This is a genomic window from Achromobacter sp. Marseille-Q4962 (assembly GCF_943737005.1).
Taxonomy (GTDB): Bacteria; Pseudomonadota; Gammaproteobacteria; order Burkholderiales; family Burkholderiaceae_B; genus Achromobacter.
The window spans coordinates 1-14,683 of the sequence record NZ_CALSFU010000031.1; the positions used below are offsets into that span (position 1 = coordinate 1).

A 14,683-nucleotide genomic window follows, 5' to 3' on the forward strand; every position below is an offset into this window, starting at 1 on the left:
GCCATTACCTTGATCTCCACTGCTTGCTCCTGAGTCAACATTGTCGGTGGCCAAAAAGCCACCATCATTGCCCAGGTGGGTCAGATTTACTCCGACGGGGTGGGTCAGTATTACACCGGCGCTAACATTTATCGGTCTGTGCCCCATAGGCTTGACTCGGTTCGCCATCGCGACCAGCGCCGTCATGCTCGATGTAGCACAGATGCTTGGGGAGCAACAGTGGGCCAGCGTTAGGGGATAATGCCTGTGGCATTGAAGCGGCACTCACGGCGCATGAGCAGACGCTTCCCCCGCGCAGCACGGCTGCTGCCAGCGATATAACGCAGAACTATCGACACTTCTACAGCAACGCTCCCCGGGAGCTTTTCGCCGCGTATTAGCTGCGAGGCGCTTCGATTGCGCACCGCCGCGATGTCCGCTTCACCCCTTCCCTGGCAGTGAACGGCAGAAATTCTCAATCAATGGAGTCAATGCATCCGGTGTTTCTAACATAGGCAAATGCCCTGCATCTGGTACTACGGTCATGACGGCTTGCGATACGCGGGGAAGTAATTCTTTCCTCAGTACCTCGGGCGAATCCACGCGATCCCGCTCGCCTGCAATAACAAGCGTAGGTACGTCGATGGCACCTACCTGTCCAGTGATGTCTTCCAAGCTGGTCGCTCTGGGCCAAGCTAGCTTGGCCGCGGGCGCGCCACGCAAGCTGTCCGCGATCACTTGTTCGCGATCCTCCGCTGACAGTGGGAGGGCCGTCAGCACGTTGTCGATAGTCGCCTCCACTGTTTCGCGATTTGCGTAGGCTCCTGCCATCATTTCGCGTGCCTCTTTCGGCAAGATCATTGGCGATGGCGGTGAAGGAGCGATGAGAACCAGCCCGACCAGTCCGACAGGCCGCCGCGACGCCATAAGCTGAGCGACCTTGCCCCCCATAGAGTGACCGATCAGAACGTAGCGCTTCGGGTGCAGCGCTGCGATCACGCCCTCCGCATCGGCTGCAAGGTCTGCCAGCCCGTAGCCCATCGAAGGCGCGTCGGATTGACCCCAGCCGCGATGATCGAGAGCAAGCGTATGGAAGTTCGGCGCCAGCCTGGAGCAGACATGCTTCCAAGTGCGAGACGAGCCGCCCCAGTAATGCAGAAAAACGAGTGACGGATCGCCTTGCCCTTGTTCCTCGACATGGATCTCTATGCCGTTCGATTCGACCTTCATTGGAACATCCTTTTGCTAAAGCCCACCGGGGATCGGCTGGCTACAGTGCTAGGCTAGACCCATTCCGTTCGGCCGATAATTGGCCTAGATTTATTACCACCTGATAATCAGGATATCGAATGAGGTGGTATGGATAGATTGCTCAGCATGGCGGTGTTCGTCTCCGCAGTCGAAGAAGGCAGCTTGGTAAGCGCCGCTCGGCGGTTTGGCCTGTCACCCTCGATGGCGGGCAAGCACGTTTCCGCGATCGAGGGACAGTTGAAAGTTCGGTTGCTTCAACGCAGTACGCGCAAGTTGACGCTAACAGATGTAGGGCGGTCCTACTACACGCGATGCAAGCGCTTACTGGAAGAGTACGAGGACGCGAATCGCGAAGCCCAGGACGCGCAACAGAGTGTGCGTGGAATGTTGCGCGTGGCTGCGCCGACAACCTTTGGGGCACTGCATCTTGGTCGCGTTGTATCGAATTATCTGGCTGAATACCCCGATGTCTCGATCGAGACCACGCTGAGCGATCGCTATGTCGATCTACTGGCAGATGGCATCGACATTGCTATCCGCATCGGCCGTCTGCAAGACTCCGATCTCGTTGCTCGGCGGCTCGCCTCGTGTCGCATGATGTTCTGCGCAGCGCCATCCTTTTTGGCACGACATGGCGAGCCGAAAACCATCGAACAGCTCCGCCAGGCACCTCGGCTTGCTTTCTCCCAGGCGGTTTCAGCCGGAGACTGGAGCGTTACGGATGCTAACGGCCAGACATATCACATTGATGGTGAGATCCGGCTCGCTGCAAACAACATGCAGATGCTGCTCGCGGCAGCGCTGACAGGGGCGGGGGTGGTCTACGGCCCCAGCTTCGTGTTCGAGCAGTCCATCGCCAGCGGTGCGCTTCGTGTCCTGCTGGCCGACCACAAAACAACTGATTTGGCGATTCATGCCATCTATCCGAGCAAGCGGCATGTGTCGTTGAAAGTTCGCCGCTTCATCGAGCATCTGAGCATGAGCTTCGGCGACACGCAGCCATGGGATCTCATGCATAGGAGCACTACGGCTTGAGGTTGCCCCTGAGCCCTGGAATGCATAGCCCCAGCCCTGAGAATGCCGGGCGTTGGACGCGCCCCAAACGTAGCGTGGCGGTTGCCTTGCTCAAACAGCAGTCGAGCGCTTGTCTTCGTGGTGCGTCCGCTGGCCTCGCCTCTAGGCCGGCAGAAGCCCGGTTGCCCTGTAGCTCGTGATCAACGTATCGAAAAGACTTAAGTCGGAACGCCCACGTGCCATCAGCTGCGCTCCTGTGATTGCAGCATAGATGGCCTGCGCGCGTTCTTTCGCGATGTTCGGATTGACAATCCCGGCGCTCGCCAAAACCTTAGCCAGCCATGTGATATGCACATCAGAGAATGTTCGAACTTCTTGCCTCACATTCTCGGGAAGGTCATCGTATTCAGCCGTCATGAAACTGCACAGGCAGATGCGGTTGTCGTTCTCCAGCGCCTTCCTGAACATATTGGGATATCTGCGCAAGCAATCTGTGGGGTCCGGAAGCCTATTCAACAGTTCTTCCAATTGCGTCGACGAATTTTCCCAGTATCGTCTGGCAACTGCAGCAGCAAGAGCCGCCTTGCTCGGGAAATGATGGTAAAGACTTGCAGGTTTGACACCGACTTCTTCGGCCAAGCGGCGCACGTTCAAGCCACCGTAACCGTGTGCTTGGGCGATTCGTGTTGCAATGGACAAGATCTTGTCACTGGAGTTCGTGTTTCTCTGACTCTCCACGGCTGTCGCCCTCGACTTGTGTAATGACGCTCCACTGCGGTATCTTGTCTTGCGACCGTCTGGTTACGAGTACGTCGAACGGCCTACCTGCGAGCAAATGCGGGTTGGCTCTTTACGCTGGGGCGCATTTTCATCCTTTCGTACCATGCCAAGAGCGCCGTGCATTCGGCGGGTACCGCCAAGTCGACGATATCAGCGAATATCAGTCCGGCGATGACCGTAATGTCGGCCATGGAGAACGCGTCGCCGGCAACATAAGCTCGCTTGCGAAGCACATCGTCGAAATAATGCATGCCTCGCAAGGCCTTGTCGCGCTGCCTGAGTCCCCATTCCCTGTTCTGGTATTGCTCCACCAGTGGCCCCAAACCCGGCGTTCCATGGTGGAAGTAAACACTGATGGCGTCAAGCAGCTCCAGTTCGGCGCGCTTGCTCATCATGTGAATCATTCCCCTCTCGAACGCTGTGGAGCCCGTCAAAACCGGACCGCCGACAAGCGCATCGAGATACTCCGTGATGGCGGTGCACTCGGCAATGCACGTTCCATCCGCAAGCTCAAGCACCGGAACCGTTCCGGAGTAGTTTTTATCCGAGATGAACCTGGGATCCTTGTGCTCCCCCTTGCGGAGATCAACCATCACGAACTCCACGCGTGACTGGAGGTTTTTTTCTGCTAGGGCGATCCGGACACGCGTCGGGTAAGGGCCCCGAGGGAAGTCGTAGATCTTCAGCGGAAATCCCGCCTCACCATCGACTGGTCCTGCAACCGCACTCATTCGAGAACTCTCCATGTGGTGAATTCGTATCGGTCAACAACCGATAACGATCCGAGAATACCTAACGATCGTTAGTTAGAATGCTATTCCGTAGCAATGGCGATGTCAACTGCATCGCCGTCGCACCTGCCGGTCAAGCCATGTGATCGTTTGCACTCCCCAGCGACACCTCATTCGCCTCCGACCGCTGGGTTGCATTCATGCGTGACCAAGCGCGCCGGGATGAGGTTCGTCAACGAGATTGTGCGCATCACAAATGAAGCACTGAAGTCCGCTGCCGCGGCTGTTGCTGGACTCTGGCGGCGCAACCTCGGCGAGGGCTCAAGCGCGATCTCGCCCAGCGCAGTCTGCTGCCGGGGATGGTGGAATCGGCGTTGTTGATGGGGCATTGCAACAGTGCCGATGTGTGATCCGCCTGGCATCGGCCTCTCGAGTGCGTGATCGCCTTTGGCGTCACGATGACTCCTCCCCTGGAAATGCTTATTGCTGCCTTTTGATGGCGTTTCAACTCGTCGCCAAATATTTTGCCGTGAAGTCAAGAAACGCGCGTACTTTGGCGGACGACACCTCGCTGCGTTCCAGGTAGGTCGCGTAGATGTCGGCGTTGGGTAGCCTCCAGTCACCCAGTAATGGGATCAGTTCGCCCCGGGCCAGGTAGGGTGCGATTTCCCACGCTGAGCGGATGGCGATGCCATGGCCGTCCAGCGTCCAACGCAGCACGGCGTTGCCATCGTTGCTCGATAGCACATTGTCGACTTTAACCGTCTCGGTGGACTTTCCGCGGCGGAAATGCCAAGCGCCGTAGGCTGCATCGTTTTCCCGAACGATCAAGCAGGCGTGACGCACCAAGTCGTGCGGAATGTTCGGCTTACCGTTCCGGGCAACATAGGCCGGCGAAGCGCATACAAGACGGTGATTGCGCAGCAACAACCTTGCATTGATCCGGGTGCTGGGAGGATCGCCGAAGCGGATGCCGATGTCATAACCGTGTTCGCGCAGGTTCAAGGGCTGGTCGGTCAATTGCAGTTGCACCCGTATGGCGGGATAGCGGGCAACGAACGCCGAAATGGCCGGTGCCACCCGTGCACGACCGAAACCGTATGAGGCATTGACACGGAGCAGTCCGGCCGGTTCGGCATGGCCGCGGATCAGCACTTGCTCAAGTTCCTGCAATTCCCCGAGCAGGCGTGATCCCTCGGCCAGGTAGCGTTCGCCCTCCGGCGTGAGCGTCAGGCGTCGTGTCGTGCGATGAGTCAGGCGCACGCCGAGCCGCTTTTCCAAATGCGCCAAGCGCTTGCTGACCGCTGGCGGGGTGACGCCAAGTTCGCGCGCGGCCGCAGCCAAGCTGCGATGGCGCGCCACTAGGGTGAAAAGGCGGATGTCGGAGAACTCGGACATGATGCTCCAATTCGTTCTTATAAGTTATGAATTGAATAAATATAATTCAATAACGCCGTTCTAATGCAGGAATAGAATGGCCGTCGGAACATGGAGGCAAGGTATGTTCGAAGGCTTTTCCGACGTATCCGCCACGGTCGATGGCATCAAGATTCATGCGTTGATGGCCGGCACCGGGCCGGCGCTGCTTCTGCTGCATGGACACCCTCAGACACACGCGATCTGGCACAAGGTGGCTCCGACGCTGGCGCGGCAATTCACGGTTGTCGTTGCGGACCTGCGCGGCTATGGCGACAGCGGGAAGCCGCCAGGCGAGCCAGACCACGCCAACTATGCCAAGCGTCGGATGGCCTTGGACCAAGTGCGATTAATGCAGGCGCTGGGCCTGCCGACGTTCGCGGTGATCGGTCATGACCGGGGGGGGCGGGTCGCGGCGCGGATGGCGCTGGATCATCCAGATGTGGTATCCCGCCTGGTCACGCTGGATGTGGCACCCACGCTGGCGATGTACCAGCAGACCTCATTCGAATTCGCGCACGCCTACTGGCACTGGTTCTTCCTCGTGCGACCGTCGCCTTTCCCAGAGACGTTGATCCGGGCCGACCCGGATCTCTACCTGAAGCAGACCATGGGAGCCCGCAGTGCCGGCCTGAAGCCTTTCGCGCCGGAGGCCTATGCTGCCTATCTGCGTTGCCTGTCCGATCCGGCAACCGCACATGGCATCTGCGAGGACTACCGTGCCTCGGTAGGTATCGACCTCGAACACGATCAGGCCGATCTTGCCGCGGGCAAGCAGATCCAATGTCCCTTCCTGGCATTGTGGGGACGCGATGGCGTGATCGAACGGTGCTTCGACCCTCTGGCCGAGTGGCGCCGCTGGAATCCCGGCGTAAAGGGTATGGCGCTGCCCTGCGGCCACTACATCCCGGAGGAAGCACCCGAGGTGTTGCTCGATCACGTCCTCGCCTTCCTGCCTTCATGAATGTCCTCGAGCCTGCCCATGCCAGCGACGACGCTTTACCGAAAACTGGTCGATTCGCACACCGTCGAACGCCTGGATGTCGACAACGTGCTGCTATATGTCGACCTGCACATCATGAACGAATACACCAGCCCACAAGCTTTTGCAGGACTGGCGCAACGTGGATTGCGGGTGCGGCGCCCACACCAGCAAATGGGCGTGGTCGATCACGTCATCCCCACGCGCCCGGTGCCGATCGCGGCGCGTACGATCGACATCGCCCCCGCCGCACGGCAAGCGGCGAACTTTGCCGCCAACTGTGCTGAGCAGGGGATCGAGCTGTTCGACGTGCGTGATCCGATGCAAGGAATCGAGCATGTCGTCGCGCCGGAACTTGGCCTGATCCGTCCCGGCATGGTCGTATTATGCGGCGACAGCCATACCACGACCTACGGTGCCCTCGGGGCACTCGGGTTCGGGATCGGCACGTCGGAAGTGGAGCATGTGCTTGCCACGCAGACTCTGGTGTACCGCGTGGCCAAGGACATGCGAATCCAAGTCGATGGTCGACTGCCTCTGGGGACGACGTCCAAGGACCTGATCTTGCACATCATCGCCAAGATCGGAGCACAAGGCGCGCGTGGCTATGCGGTCGAGTATGTCGGCGAAGCTATCGCCGCACTGTCCGCCGAGGCGCGCATGACCTTGTGCAACATGACCGTGGAAGCCGGTGCCCGCGCGGCGCTGATCGCGCCTGACGCGATCACATCCGACTACGTGTCCGAGCGGATCTGCAATATGGACGACGCTGCGCTGGCGGCCGCGCACACGGCATGGAAGCAACTCCGCACGGACGCATCGGCGCGTTTCGATGCCGAGCATCGCTTCGATGCTTCCGAGGTCGCCCCCTATGTCACCTGGGGGACCAGTCCCGACCAGGCGCTGCCGGTGAATGGCACCGTGCCGCCATTGAGCGACGCCTCGGGTGATATCGAGAAGGCAACTTGGCACAAGGCGCTGGATTACATCGGCTTGGCGCCTGGCACGCCGATCGAAGGTATTCCGATCGACCGCGTGTTCATCGGTTCGTGTACGAATGCCCGCATCGAGGACCTGCGCGAGGTGGCGCGGGTGGTGCAGGGGCGCAAGGTTGCACCAAGCGTGCGGGCGATGGTGGTGCCTGGCTCCGGGCTGGTCCGTGACCAGGCCGAACGCGAAGGGATCGCGCAGGTGCTGGTCGAGGCAGGGTTCGAATGGCGACAGCCGGGCTGTTCGATGTGCCTGGCGATGAACGACGACGTACTCGCGCCGGGCGAGCGTTGCGCCTCTACGACCAACCGCAACTTCGAGGGTCGGCAGGGCCGGGGCAGCCGCACGCATCTGATGAGTCCGGCCATGGCTGCCGCTGCCGCAATCGCCGGACGCATCGTCGACATTCGCAAGGAGTTCCGTGCATGAGCGAAACGCACCGTATCACAGGCGTGGCGGCGCCATTGCCAATCGGCAACCTGGACACCGACCAGATCATGCCCAAGCAGTTCCTGCTGGGGATCGACAAGAGCGGATTGGCAGACGGACTGCTGCATGACCTGCGTTTCGACACCGAAGGGCGGCTTCGCCCGGACTTCGTGCTCAACCGTCCGGAATATCGCGGCGCGCGCATTCTGTTGGGCGGGGCGAACTTCGGCTGCGGATCGAGCCGGGAGCACGCGGTATGGGGATTGCAGCAGGCCGGGTTCGATGCTGTCGTCGCGCCGAGTTACGGAGAGATCTTCTATTTCAATGCGATGAACAATCGCCTGCTGCTTGTCACCTTGCCGCCGGAGCAGGTCCAGGCGTTGATGGACAGCGTGGCGCATGGCCAGGAAAAGCGCCTGACCATCGACGTGGAGAAGCAAATCGTTTCCACGCCGCAGGGCGATGAATATCCCTTCGATTTGCAACCCAGGCAGAAGCGGATGCTGGTCGATGGCTTGGACATGATCGGCATGACCTTGCGCGATGCAGCAGCCATCGACCGGTTCGAAGCTGAGCATTGGCAGGTACGTCCCTGGTGCCGTGTCGATATCGCCAGGACGCGGGCAAGAAAACGCGGTGCGGGCTTGAATTCCGTACGCAGCCAAGGACAGGCCTTGTCCTCCGAAAAGGAAAGGTAGCGATGAACATGGCGATCATGGGGAACGGATGGTTAACGTTCAGCCACTGCCTGCTTGCGGCGGCTGGGCGATGTGTATTTCACGACAGGGACACGGAACCCCCTACCGAGATGCGGCCGTGTCGGATTCGCTGATGAAGTTCATCGGCGTCTTGCCGAGCCGCCGTTTGAACATGGTGGAAAACGCGCTGGGGCTGTCGTAGCCCAGATCCAGCGCCACCTGCGTGACGGACTGCCCAGCCGATAGCCGGGGCAGCGCCGCCAGCAGGCAGGCTTGCTGCCGCCATGCCCCGAAACTCATGCCCGTCTGCTGGTGAAAGAACCGGGTGAAAGTGCGCAGGCTCTTGTGCAGCCGTTGCGCCCACATCTGCGGCGTGGCCTGGATGCTGGGCGACTTCAGGAACGCCTTGCACAGCCGTGCAAGCTGGCGGTCTTGGGGGATCGGCGCGAACAGGGGCATCGTCTGCGTCTGGCGCACTTCGTGCAGCAGCAACTGCGCCAGCGCACCGTCGCGCCCGTCCTCGTCGTACAGCGCGGGCATGTCCGCCGAGGCCAGCAGCAACTGGTGCAGCAGAGGGGAGATGACCAGCGCCTCGCAGTGATCTGCCGGGCGCGGCGCGGCAGCCGGCTCGATGTAGAGGCTGCGCGTACTCACACCCTGCATCCGCACGCGGTGGGGTTTGCCGGCGGGAATCCACACGCCGCTGTACGGTGGAATGGCCCATGCGCCATCGTCCGTTTCCACTTCCATCACCCCGCTCATGCCGTACAGCACCTGGGCGCGCCGGTGCGTATGGGTGTCGAGCAAGGTGCCCGGCGGGTAATCGGTGCCGATGGCCAGCACGGGGCGCGCCACGGCATCCACGGAGTCCAGCGGTATGTTGCGCATGGCAATGGATGGCCTAAACAAAAGGATTATTGACCAATCAGCGAGAGACAGCCAATTCGGCGCACCCTATCGTGAAGTTTCGTCCTCTCACGATGCGGTTTCCGCCATGTACTTCCTGCTTTTGTTCTTTGGTTTCCTCGCCGGGATAACGACCGTGCTGTTCGGCTTCGGCGGTGGCTTCGTCGTCGTGCCCGTGCTGTATTCCGTGCTCCTGGCTACGCATGGCGGCAGCGCCGTGGGCGACGCCGCCATGCACGTGGCCGTTGCCACGTCCACCTGCGTGATGATCTTCGGTGCGGGGCTGGCGACGATGCGCCATCACAAAGCTGGCACGGTGCCGTGGGATCAGGTGCGCCCGCTACTGGGCTACATCGCCGTGGGCGCAATACCGGGCGCGGCTGCCGCATTGGCATTGAGCGGGGACTGGGTACGCTGGGCCTTCATCTTCTACCTGGGGTTGACGATCCTCGACAGCATCCTGCGGCCGGGCTTCACCCAGGAAACGGCTGCGCGGATTCGTCCATGGGGACGGTGGATGACCGCTGCCGCAGGCACGGCGATTGGTGCGATCGCCGCCTTCCTGGGCGTGGGCGGCAGCGTGATGACCGTGCCGCTGATGCGCCGCCGCGGCGCCAGCATGACCGCTGCGACAGCAGCGGCCAACCCACTGTCGCTGCCAATGGCCGTGGTCGGCTCGGCGACTTAGAGCGGCTAACAAAACCCGGGAAGATGGCGAAGACAGATGACCGAGCAGGCGAGAGACAGCAGGGCCAGATGGATATCGATCCGGCGTTCGAAACGGATGCGCAGCTTGCCCATGCCCGCGAACCAAGCATGAGTGCGCTCGACTACCCAACGATAGCGTCCCAGCCTATCGTTGCGTTCTATCCCCTTGCGGGCGATACGCGGGGTGATACCTCGCTGGTTGAGGTGATCGCGGCAGCGGTCGATGTCGTAGGCCTTGTCGGCGTGCAGCTTGCCCGGCCAGCGTTGCGGACGCCCCGGCTTGCCAGCGATCGGGGGCAGTGCATCAACCAACTCCTCGAATACCACCGAGTCGTGCCGGTGGGCTCCGGTGACACAGAACGCCAAGGGAATGCCGTTGCAGTCGGTGATCAGGTGCCGCTTGCTACCGAGCTTACCGCGATCGGTCGGGTTCGGCCCGGTGTAGGCGCCCCCCGGGGGGCGGCCACACTGGCCGCGTCCAGGCTGGCTCGACTCAGGTCCAGCTTGTCGGCCCGGCGCAGTTCGGCCAACAGGACCTGATGCAGACGATGCCAGACCCCGGCGGCTTGCCAGTCGCGCAACCGCCGCCAGCAGGTCATGCCGCTGCCGTAGCCCAGTTCCTGGGGCAACTCCTCCCACGGGATGCCGGTGCGCAGGACATAGACGATACCGTTGAGGGCTTGTTGGTCGCTCACGCGCGGTCGCCCTCCCTTGGGCGAGGGCTTCACGGGCGGGATCAAAGGTTCGATGCGCTTCCACAGCGCGGCGGGAATCTCTTTGCGACGTGCCATGCAGGCGATTTTGTCATCACCGCTCAGGTGTACAAGGCGGTTTTGTTAGCCGCTCTTATGCGCTGCTGGCGTGGAACGATGCACCGCTGGGTGCATGGCACGCGGGTTACATTGACTTGCGCGCTTGCGCGGTCTTGGCGGTTGGTTCATGGCTGGGTATCCGGGCCACATCGAGGTGGATTGGCCGGATTCCCGATACCATTCACGCCAAGGCATACATCACGCTGCTGTGCGTCGTTCTGCTGGTGATGCTGGTGGCTTAGTCTTCTCTGCCTCTAGCTGTGATCTCTCAGTAGGTTGTTCATCCGGGGCTCCTGGGGGCTGGTTTGGCTTCGTAACCCCCATCTTCCAGAGATGCCCCGGATGAACAACCTACTGAGAGATCACAATTAGTCCACAATGCAGGTCAACGATCTGATCGTTGGCCTCATCGCCCACGAGCTCAAAGCGTTCCCGGCCAGCAAAGGGCAGTACGGGTACGTCTATGCGCTCAACGCCTCCCGCGACCATGTGGTCTGCCGCGGCATTCCTTCCGCCGAGGACATCCAGTAGGACTGGGGACATCGTCTAGGCTCAAGTCGCAACAACCAGATACGTGGCCGTTGTCATCGCCGATATCAATCTCGGCCAGCAATCAAGCCACATCGGCGTCCGATGTGAACAGCTTGGGCCACGGGGCCGGATCGGCCCATACCCATCCACTGCACACAGTCAGCTCATGGCACGCGCGTAGGTCCGGATCAGCGAGTCGGGGCAGACAAGGATGGTGAAAACGGGGCGAGGTGGTCTCCGCTTTGTTTGTCGCGTCGAGGACTGGTTTCGGTTCGACTGCCACCGGATTGGCTTCCCTCCGGTGTTGTCCCATGGACTCTTGCGCTGTTCCTCATGCCGCTCGCGCTCGCCCAGCATGGATTGCTACGGCCATCGCCATTCTGGCGTTGGCCACTCGCGCCGCCGCTTCGGAAGTCTGGGTCGTTACCGACTCGCATCATCCGGTCCTTGGCCAGGCTGACCGACACCTCATCCTGGACGCGGCCGCGGTGCTCGAAGCGGAGCTGGCCGACAACCTGCCCACCGATCCTGAGCGCGCCAGCGCCATCGTCCAGCAACGCCTGAAATTGGGCGGTACAGACCTGCAGCGAAGGATCGGCACCGCCTACCAGGGTATTGCCGATGCCTGGAGCCTTGGCGTCACCAAGATTCCCGCCATCGTGGTGGATCGCCGATACGTGGTCTATGGCGAGACGGACGTGGCCCGTGCGGTAGCCCGCATCGACCAATACCGGAGGACGCAGCCATGACGAGGCGTCCGTTCGCGCCATCCCGGCGCCAGCGGTTGGCCATCGCAGCGCTGCTGCTGGGGTGTTCCGCATCGTCCTTTGCACTGAACACCGCCACCATCGTGGCCTCCACCCTGTCGCCGGATTGCCTGGAATACCGCGTCACCGGCATCTGCTATTGGCTCTATTGCACCTGGACGGGATGCACCGTACGCACCTCGGTCAAGGTGCGCCACTACATCCCGGATGCCGTGGTGTCGAGCTACTCGAACACCGGCGAGAACCCTTGGGTCGAGGTGCGGGCGATGAGCCTGCCGAACCCGACCGCGAAGGCCGGCGGCGACGGCACCACCAACGAGGATCACGAGAACAACCTGGCGAAGTTCAAGAACGCCGACGTCATCGGCCATCCGGGTGGCTATGTGTTCAGCCAGTTCGCCAGCGCCTCCGGCTACACCTGCGAGGGCGCCGGCACCGCCTTCATGCCCTATCTGCTGAGCACGCTCGACACGCTGGCATGGCGCTACAACATCCCCGAGGCGCTGTATCCGGAAGCACTGATTCCCGGCCGGCGCGAGATCGGCACGCGCACGGCCATGAATCTCTGGGGCAACGTCTATCCGCGTGGCGGCTTCCTGCACCAGGTGGATGACCACAAGGCCGCAGCCGTGGTCGCCCAGCGCGCGGGTGACATCGTGACGCGCCGCAACCAGATCCACGTCTACCAACCGCTGCTCGCCAGTTCGCGCGATGGCTACTGGCCGGCCGGCGCCCTGATGGAAACCGATGCCGCCACGGGCAAGTGGCAGGAGCTGACCCCCACGCTGTCCAGCAGTTGCGCGGTATTCCCCCACGGCAATGCCAAGGTGCAGGCCCGGCAAGGCGACTACGCCTGGGCATTGTGGCGTCCCTATAGCTGCTGCCAGCGCCGCGGCCAGGTGTTCCTCGGCAGCGTCGATTTCCTGTGAGGCCCGATGCCATGACGACTCCACCGCCGAGCGCCCGTCGATTTCTTTGCGTCGCATTGGCCGTTGCAGCAATGTGCTGCTCCGGCGCCGGGGCGCAGACCAGCGTCAACGAGTACGGCGTCCAGCATCAGGGCAGCGTGATCGGCGACGACGTGCTCTACAGCATTGGGGGCGGCCGCGCGGTATCCATGAGCGGTGCGGCCAACATGCACTCCATCGGTGTTGGCGTCGGCTGGAACAGCAACCTGATCTGTGGCGACATGAGCATCACCACCACGCTGCAGAACCAGTTGAACGGCATCACCAACGGCTTCCAGGCCATCATGTCCTCGGTGATCCAGAACGCCACCGCTGCCGTGGCGTCGCTGCCCGCGCTGATCATCCAGCGCGCCGATCCAGGGCTGTATAACCTGCTGACCAATGGGGTGCTGCAAGCCAGGCTGGATTTCGATCGCAGCAAGCTGACCTGCCGTGCCATCGCCAACCGCATGGCCGACATGGCGGGTGGGCAGCTCGGCTGGGGCCAACTCGCCGAAGGCATGGCGCTGAAGCAGGCCGTCGCGAGCACCGATGCGGTCTCGGCCATCGACGACGCCGAGGCGAACCGTGGCAACAATGGCGTACCGTGGGTCGGCGGAGACAACGCCGGCGGCGCGGGCCAACGTCCGGTGCGCGTGGTCGGCGACGTGACCCGCGCCGGCTACAACCTGCTCAATGGCCGTGGCGTCGGCGATGCCAGTTCGATTCCGCAAGCCAGTTGCGGCGGCAACATGGCCTGCCAGACCTGGAGTTCGCCCGATGCCGCCGCGGCCTGGGCCGTTCGCGTGCTAGGCGAGCAGGAACAGCGCACCTGCGATGCATGCACCAAGACCGTCACCACGCCGGGCGTTGGCCTGACCCCGCTGATCCAGGAGGAATACGAGGACAAGCTGCAGGCCCTGCAGGAGTTGGTCGCCGGCAGCCGTCCAACCACGGCGCAGAACCTGCAGGCTGCGGGCAGCGCGTCGCTGCCCATCACCCGTGGCGTGATCGAGGCGCTGCGCGACGAGACGGACCAGGACATCCTGGCTCGGCGCCTGGCCTCGGAGGTTGCGCTGGCCAGCGTGCTGGAGAAGGCGCTGCTGCTGCAACGCACGCTGCTGACCGGGCGCAAGGAGCCCAACGTGGCCGCCAACGAACTGGCCCAGAAGGCCGTCACCCACGAAAGCGACATCCTCGATCGCGAGATTCACAACCTGAAGGCAGAGCTGGAGCTGCGCCGCGAACTGGCCAGCAACTCGCCGATGGCGATCATCCAGCGCCACAGCACCCGCGCCGCCGGTGCGCGTGGCATCTACGAGGGCGACCCGGTACGCAATCGGGTCGATGAATTGCAGCGGCCGCCGTCCGGCGGAAGCCATCCATGAGTGCCGCAGGGCGGTGCCCGCGCTGGCTGTCCAGCCGGCGTGCCATCCGGGTACTGGTGTGGGCGGTGTCGCTGCTGATCGCCGCGACCGCCGTCAATGTGGTCGGCATCCGCATCGCGGGCAGCATCGAGGGCTGGCAGCGCTGGATGGCGGCGCAATCCGGGGCCTTCCTGGTCTGGCGGTTGTTGCTCTACGCCATCACTGCCTGGGGTTGGCTCTGGATGCGCCGTCGCCTGCGCACGCGGGAACCGGAGCGCGCTGCCGGGCAGCGACTGCTGCGCGCGGAGGTTGCGTCCATCGTCGCCGTGATCGCGCTGGAAGCCAGCCTGCTGATGCAGGCACGGTAGCGCGAGG

General features: G+C 62.3%; 15 protein-coding genes and 2 pseudogenes. 10 read left to right on the forward strand and 7 right to left on the reverse strand.

Annotated features, from left to right (window positions below; all coding sequences use genetic code 11):
• Together NGJ44_RS20260 and NGJ44_RS20265 are read right to left on the reverse strand one after the other, a co-directional pair.
• Window positions 1-186 (reverse strand): hypothetical protein (locus NGJ44_RS20260; RefSeq protein ID WP_251865492.1); only part of this gene is annotated, 186 nt, incomplete at its 3' end.
• A 234-nt stretch (window positions 187-420) separates the two neighbouring features.
• Window positions 421-1,209 (reverse strand): alpha/beta fold hydrolase, encoded by a 789-nt coding sequence (locus NGJ44_RS20265; RefSeq protein WP_009618129.1) that lies wholly within the window; start codon window positions 1,207-1,209, stop codon window positions 421-423.
• Window positions 1,210-1,338: 129 nt separating this feature from the next.
• Between NGJ44_RS20265 and NGJ44_RS20270 the strand changes: the two genes are divergently transcribed.
• Window positions 1,339-2,265 (forward strand): LysR family transcriptional regulator, encoded by a 927-nt coding sequence (locus NGJ44_RS20270; protein ID WP_251865466.1) that lies wholly within the window; start codon window positions 1,339-1,341, stop codon window positions 2,263-2,265.
• A 141-nt stretch (window positions 2,266-2,406) separates the two neighbouring features.
• Here NGJ44_RS20270 and NGJ44_RS20275 read toward each other — a convergent pair whose 3' ends face one another.
• From NGJ44_RS20275 to NGJ44_RS20285, 3 genes are all read right to left on the reverse strand, one after another.
• A complete protein-coding gene (locus tag NGJ44_RS20275; RefSeq protein ID WP_251865468.1) occupies window positions 2,407-2,982 on the reverse strand; it encodes a TetR/AcrR family transcriptional regulator in 576 nt (191 codons plus the stop codon).
• A gap of 83 nt (window positions 2,983-3,065) precedes the next feature.
• Window positions 3,066-3,755, reverse strand: coding sequence for a glutathione S-transferase (locus NGJ44_RS20280; protein ID WP_009618127.1), 690 nt, complete (start codon window positions 3,753-3,755; stop codon window positions 3,066-3,068).
• Window positions 3,756-4,259: 504 nt separating this feature from the next.
• Window positions 4,260-5,153 carry a LysR family transcriptional regulator gene (locus NGJ44_RS20285; protein ID WP_251865469.1) on the reverse strand — a complete coding sequence of 298 codons (894 nt, stop codon included), beginning with the start codon at window positions 5,151-5,153 and terminating at the stop codon, window positions 4,260-4,262.
• Window positions 5,154-5,256: 103 nt separating this feature from the next.
• Between NGJ44_RS20285 and NGJ44_RS20290 the strand changes: the two genes are divergently transcribed.
• Genes NGJ44_RS20290 through leuD form a run of 3 tightly spaced genes read left to right on the forward strand, consistent with a single transcriptional unit; the run spans window position 5,257 to window position 8,270 of the window.
• Window positions 5,257-6,135: an alpha/beta fold hydrolase gene (locus tag NGJ44_RS20290; RefSeq protein ID WP_062737774.1), complete on the forward strand. Its 879-nt coding sequence runs from the start codon at window positions 5,257-5,259 to the stop codon at window positions 6,133-6,135.
• A gap of 18 nt (window positions 6,136-6,153) precedes the next feature.
• Window positions 6,154-7,572, forward strand: coding sequence for a 3-isopropylmalate dehydratase large subunit (leuC, locus tag NGJ44_RS20295; RefSeq protein ID WP_251865471.1), 1,419 nt, complete (start codon window positions 6,154-6,156; stop codon window positions 7,570-7,572).
• Window positions 7,569-8,270, forward strand: coding sequence for a 3-isopropylmalate dehydratase small subunit (gene leuD / locus NGJ44_RS20300; RefSeq protein WP_223850484.1), 702 nt, complete (start codon window positions 7,569-7,571; stop codon window positions 8,268-8,270). Before leuC ends, leuD begins: the two co-directional genes overlap by 4 nt.
• Before the next feature lie 102 nt (window positions 8,271-8,372).
• Here leuD and NGJ44_RS20305 read toward each other — a convergent pair whose 3' ends face one another.
• Window positions 8,373-9,158: an AraC family transcriptional regulator gene (locus tag NGJ44_RS20305; protein WP_027350551.1), complete on the reverse strand. Its 786-nt coding sequence runs from the start codon at window positions 9,156-9,158 to the stop codon at window positions 8,373-8,375.
• Window positions 9,159-9,264: 106 nt separating this feature from the next.
• Between NGJ44_RS20305 and NGJ44_RS20310 the strand changes: the two are divergent.
• Window positions 9,265-9,858 (forward strand): annotated as a pseudogene (locus NGJ44_RS20310) (TSUP family transporter); the annotation flags it as partial.
• Between the two features lie 11 nt (window positions 9,859-9,869).
• Here NGJ44_RS20310 and NGJ44_RS20315 read toward each other — a convergent pair.
• Window positions 9,870-10,675, reverse strand: a protein-coding gene (locus tag NGJ44_RS20315) for an IS5 family transposase (protein ID WP_420042408.1) whose coding sequence is annotated in 2 segments (ribosomal slippage) — window positions 9,870-10,348 and window positions 10,348-10,675 — 807 coding nt in all. Because the reading frame shifts where the segments join, the coding sequence is not laid out codon by codon here.
• Between the two features lie 393 nt (window positions 10,676-11,068).
• Here NGJ44_RS20315 and NGJ44_RS20320 point away from each other — a divergent pair.
• The 5 genes and pseudogenes from NGJ44_RS20320 to NGJ44_RS20340 form a co-directional block, all read left to right on the forward strand.
• A pseudogene (locus NGJ44_RS20320) lies at window positions 11,069-11,221 on the forward strand (type I methionyl aminopeptidase); the annotation flags it as partial.
• Window positions 11,222-11,538: 317 nt separating this feature from the next.
• A complete protein-coding gene (locus NGJ44_RS20325) occupies window positions 11,539-11,976 on the forward strand; it encodes a TIGR03757 family integrating conjugative element protein (protein ID WP_032958302.1) in 438 nt (145 codons plus the stop codon).
• Window positions 11,973-12,923 (forward strand): TIGR03756 family integrating conjugative element protein, encoded by a 951-nt coding sequence (locus NGJ44_RS20330; protein WP_086071293.1) that lies wholly within the window; start codon window positions 11,973-11,975, stop codon window positions 12,921-12,923. The genes NGJ44_RS20325 and NGJ44_RS20330 overlap by 4 nt, the downstream gene beginning before the upstream one ends.
• An 11-nt stretch (window positions 12,924-12,934) precedes the next feature.
• On the forward strand, window positions 12,935-14,329 hold the full coding sequence (locus NGJ44_RS20335; protein ID WP_043223424.1) for an integrating conjugative element protein: 1,395 nt from the start codon (window positions 12,935-12,937) through the stop codon (window positions 14,327-14,329).
• The gene (locus tag NGJ44_RS20340) at window positions 14,326-14,676 is read left to right on the forward strand and encodes a hypothetical protein (RefSeq protein WP_086071292.1); all 351 of its coding nucleotides are present in this window, start codon (window positions 14,326-14,328) and stop codon (window positions 14,674-14,676) included. Before NGJ44_RS20335 ends, NGJ44_RS20340 begins: the two co-directional genes overlap by 4 nt.
• Window positions 14,677-14,683: the final 7 nt, after the last annotated feature.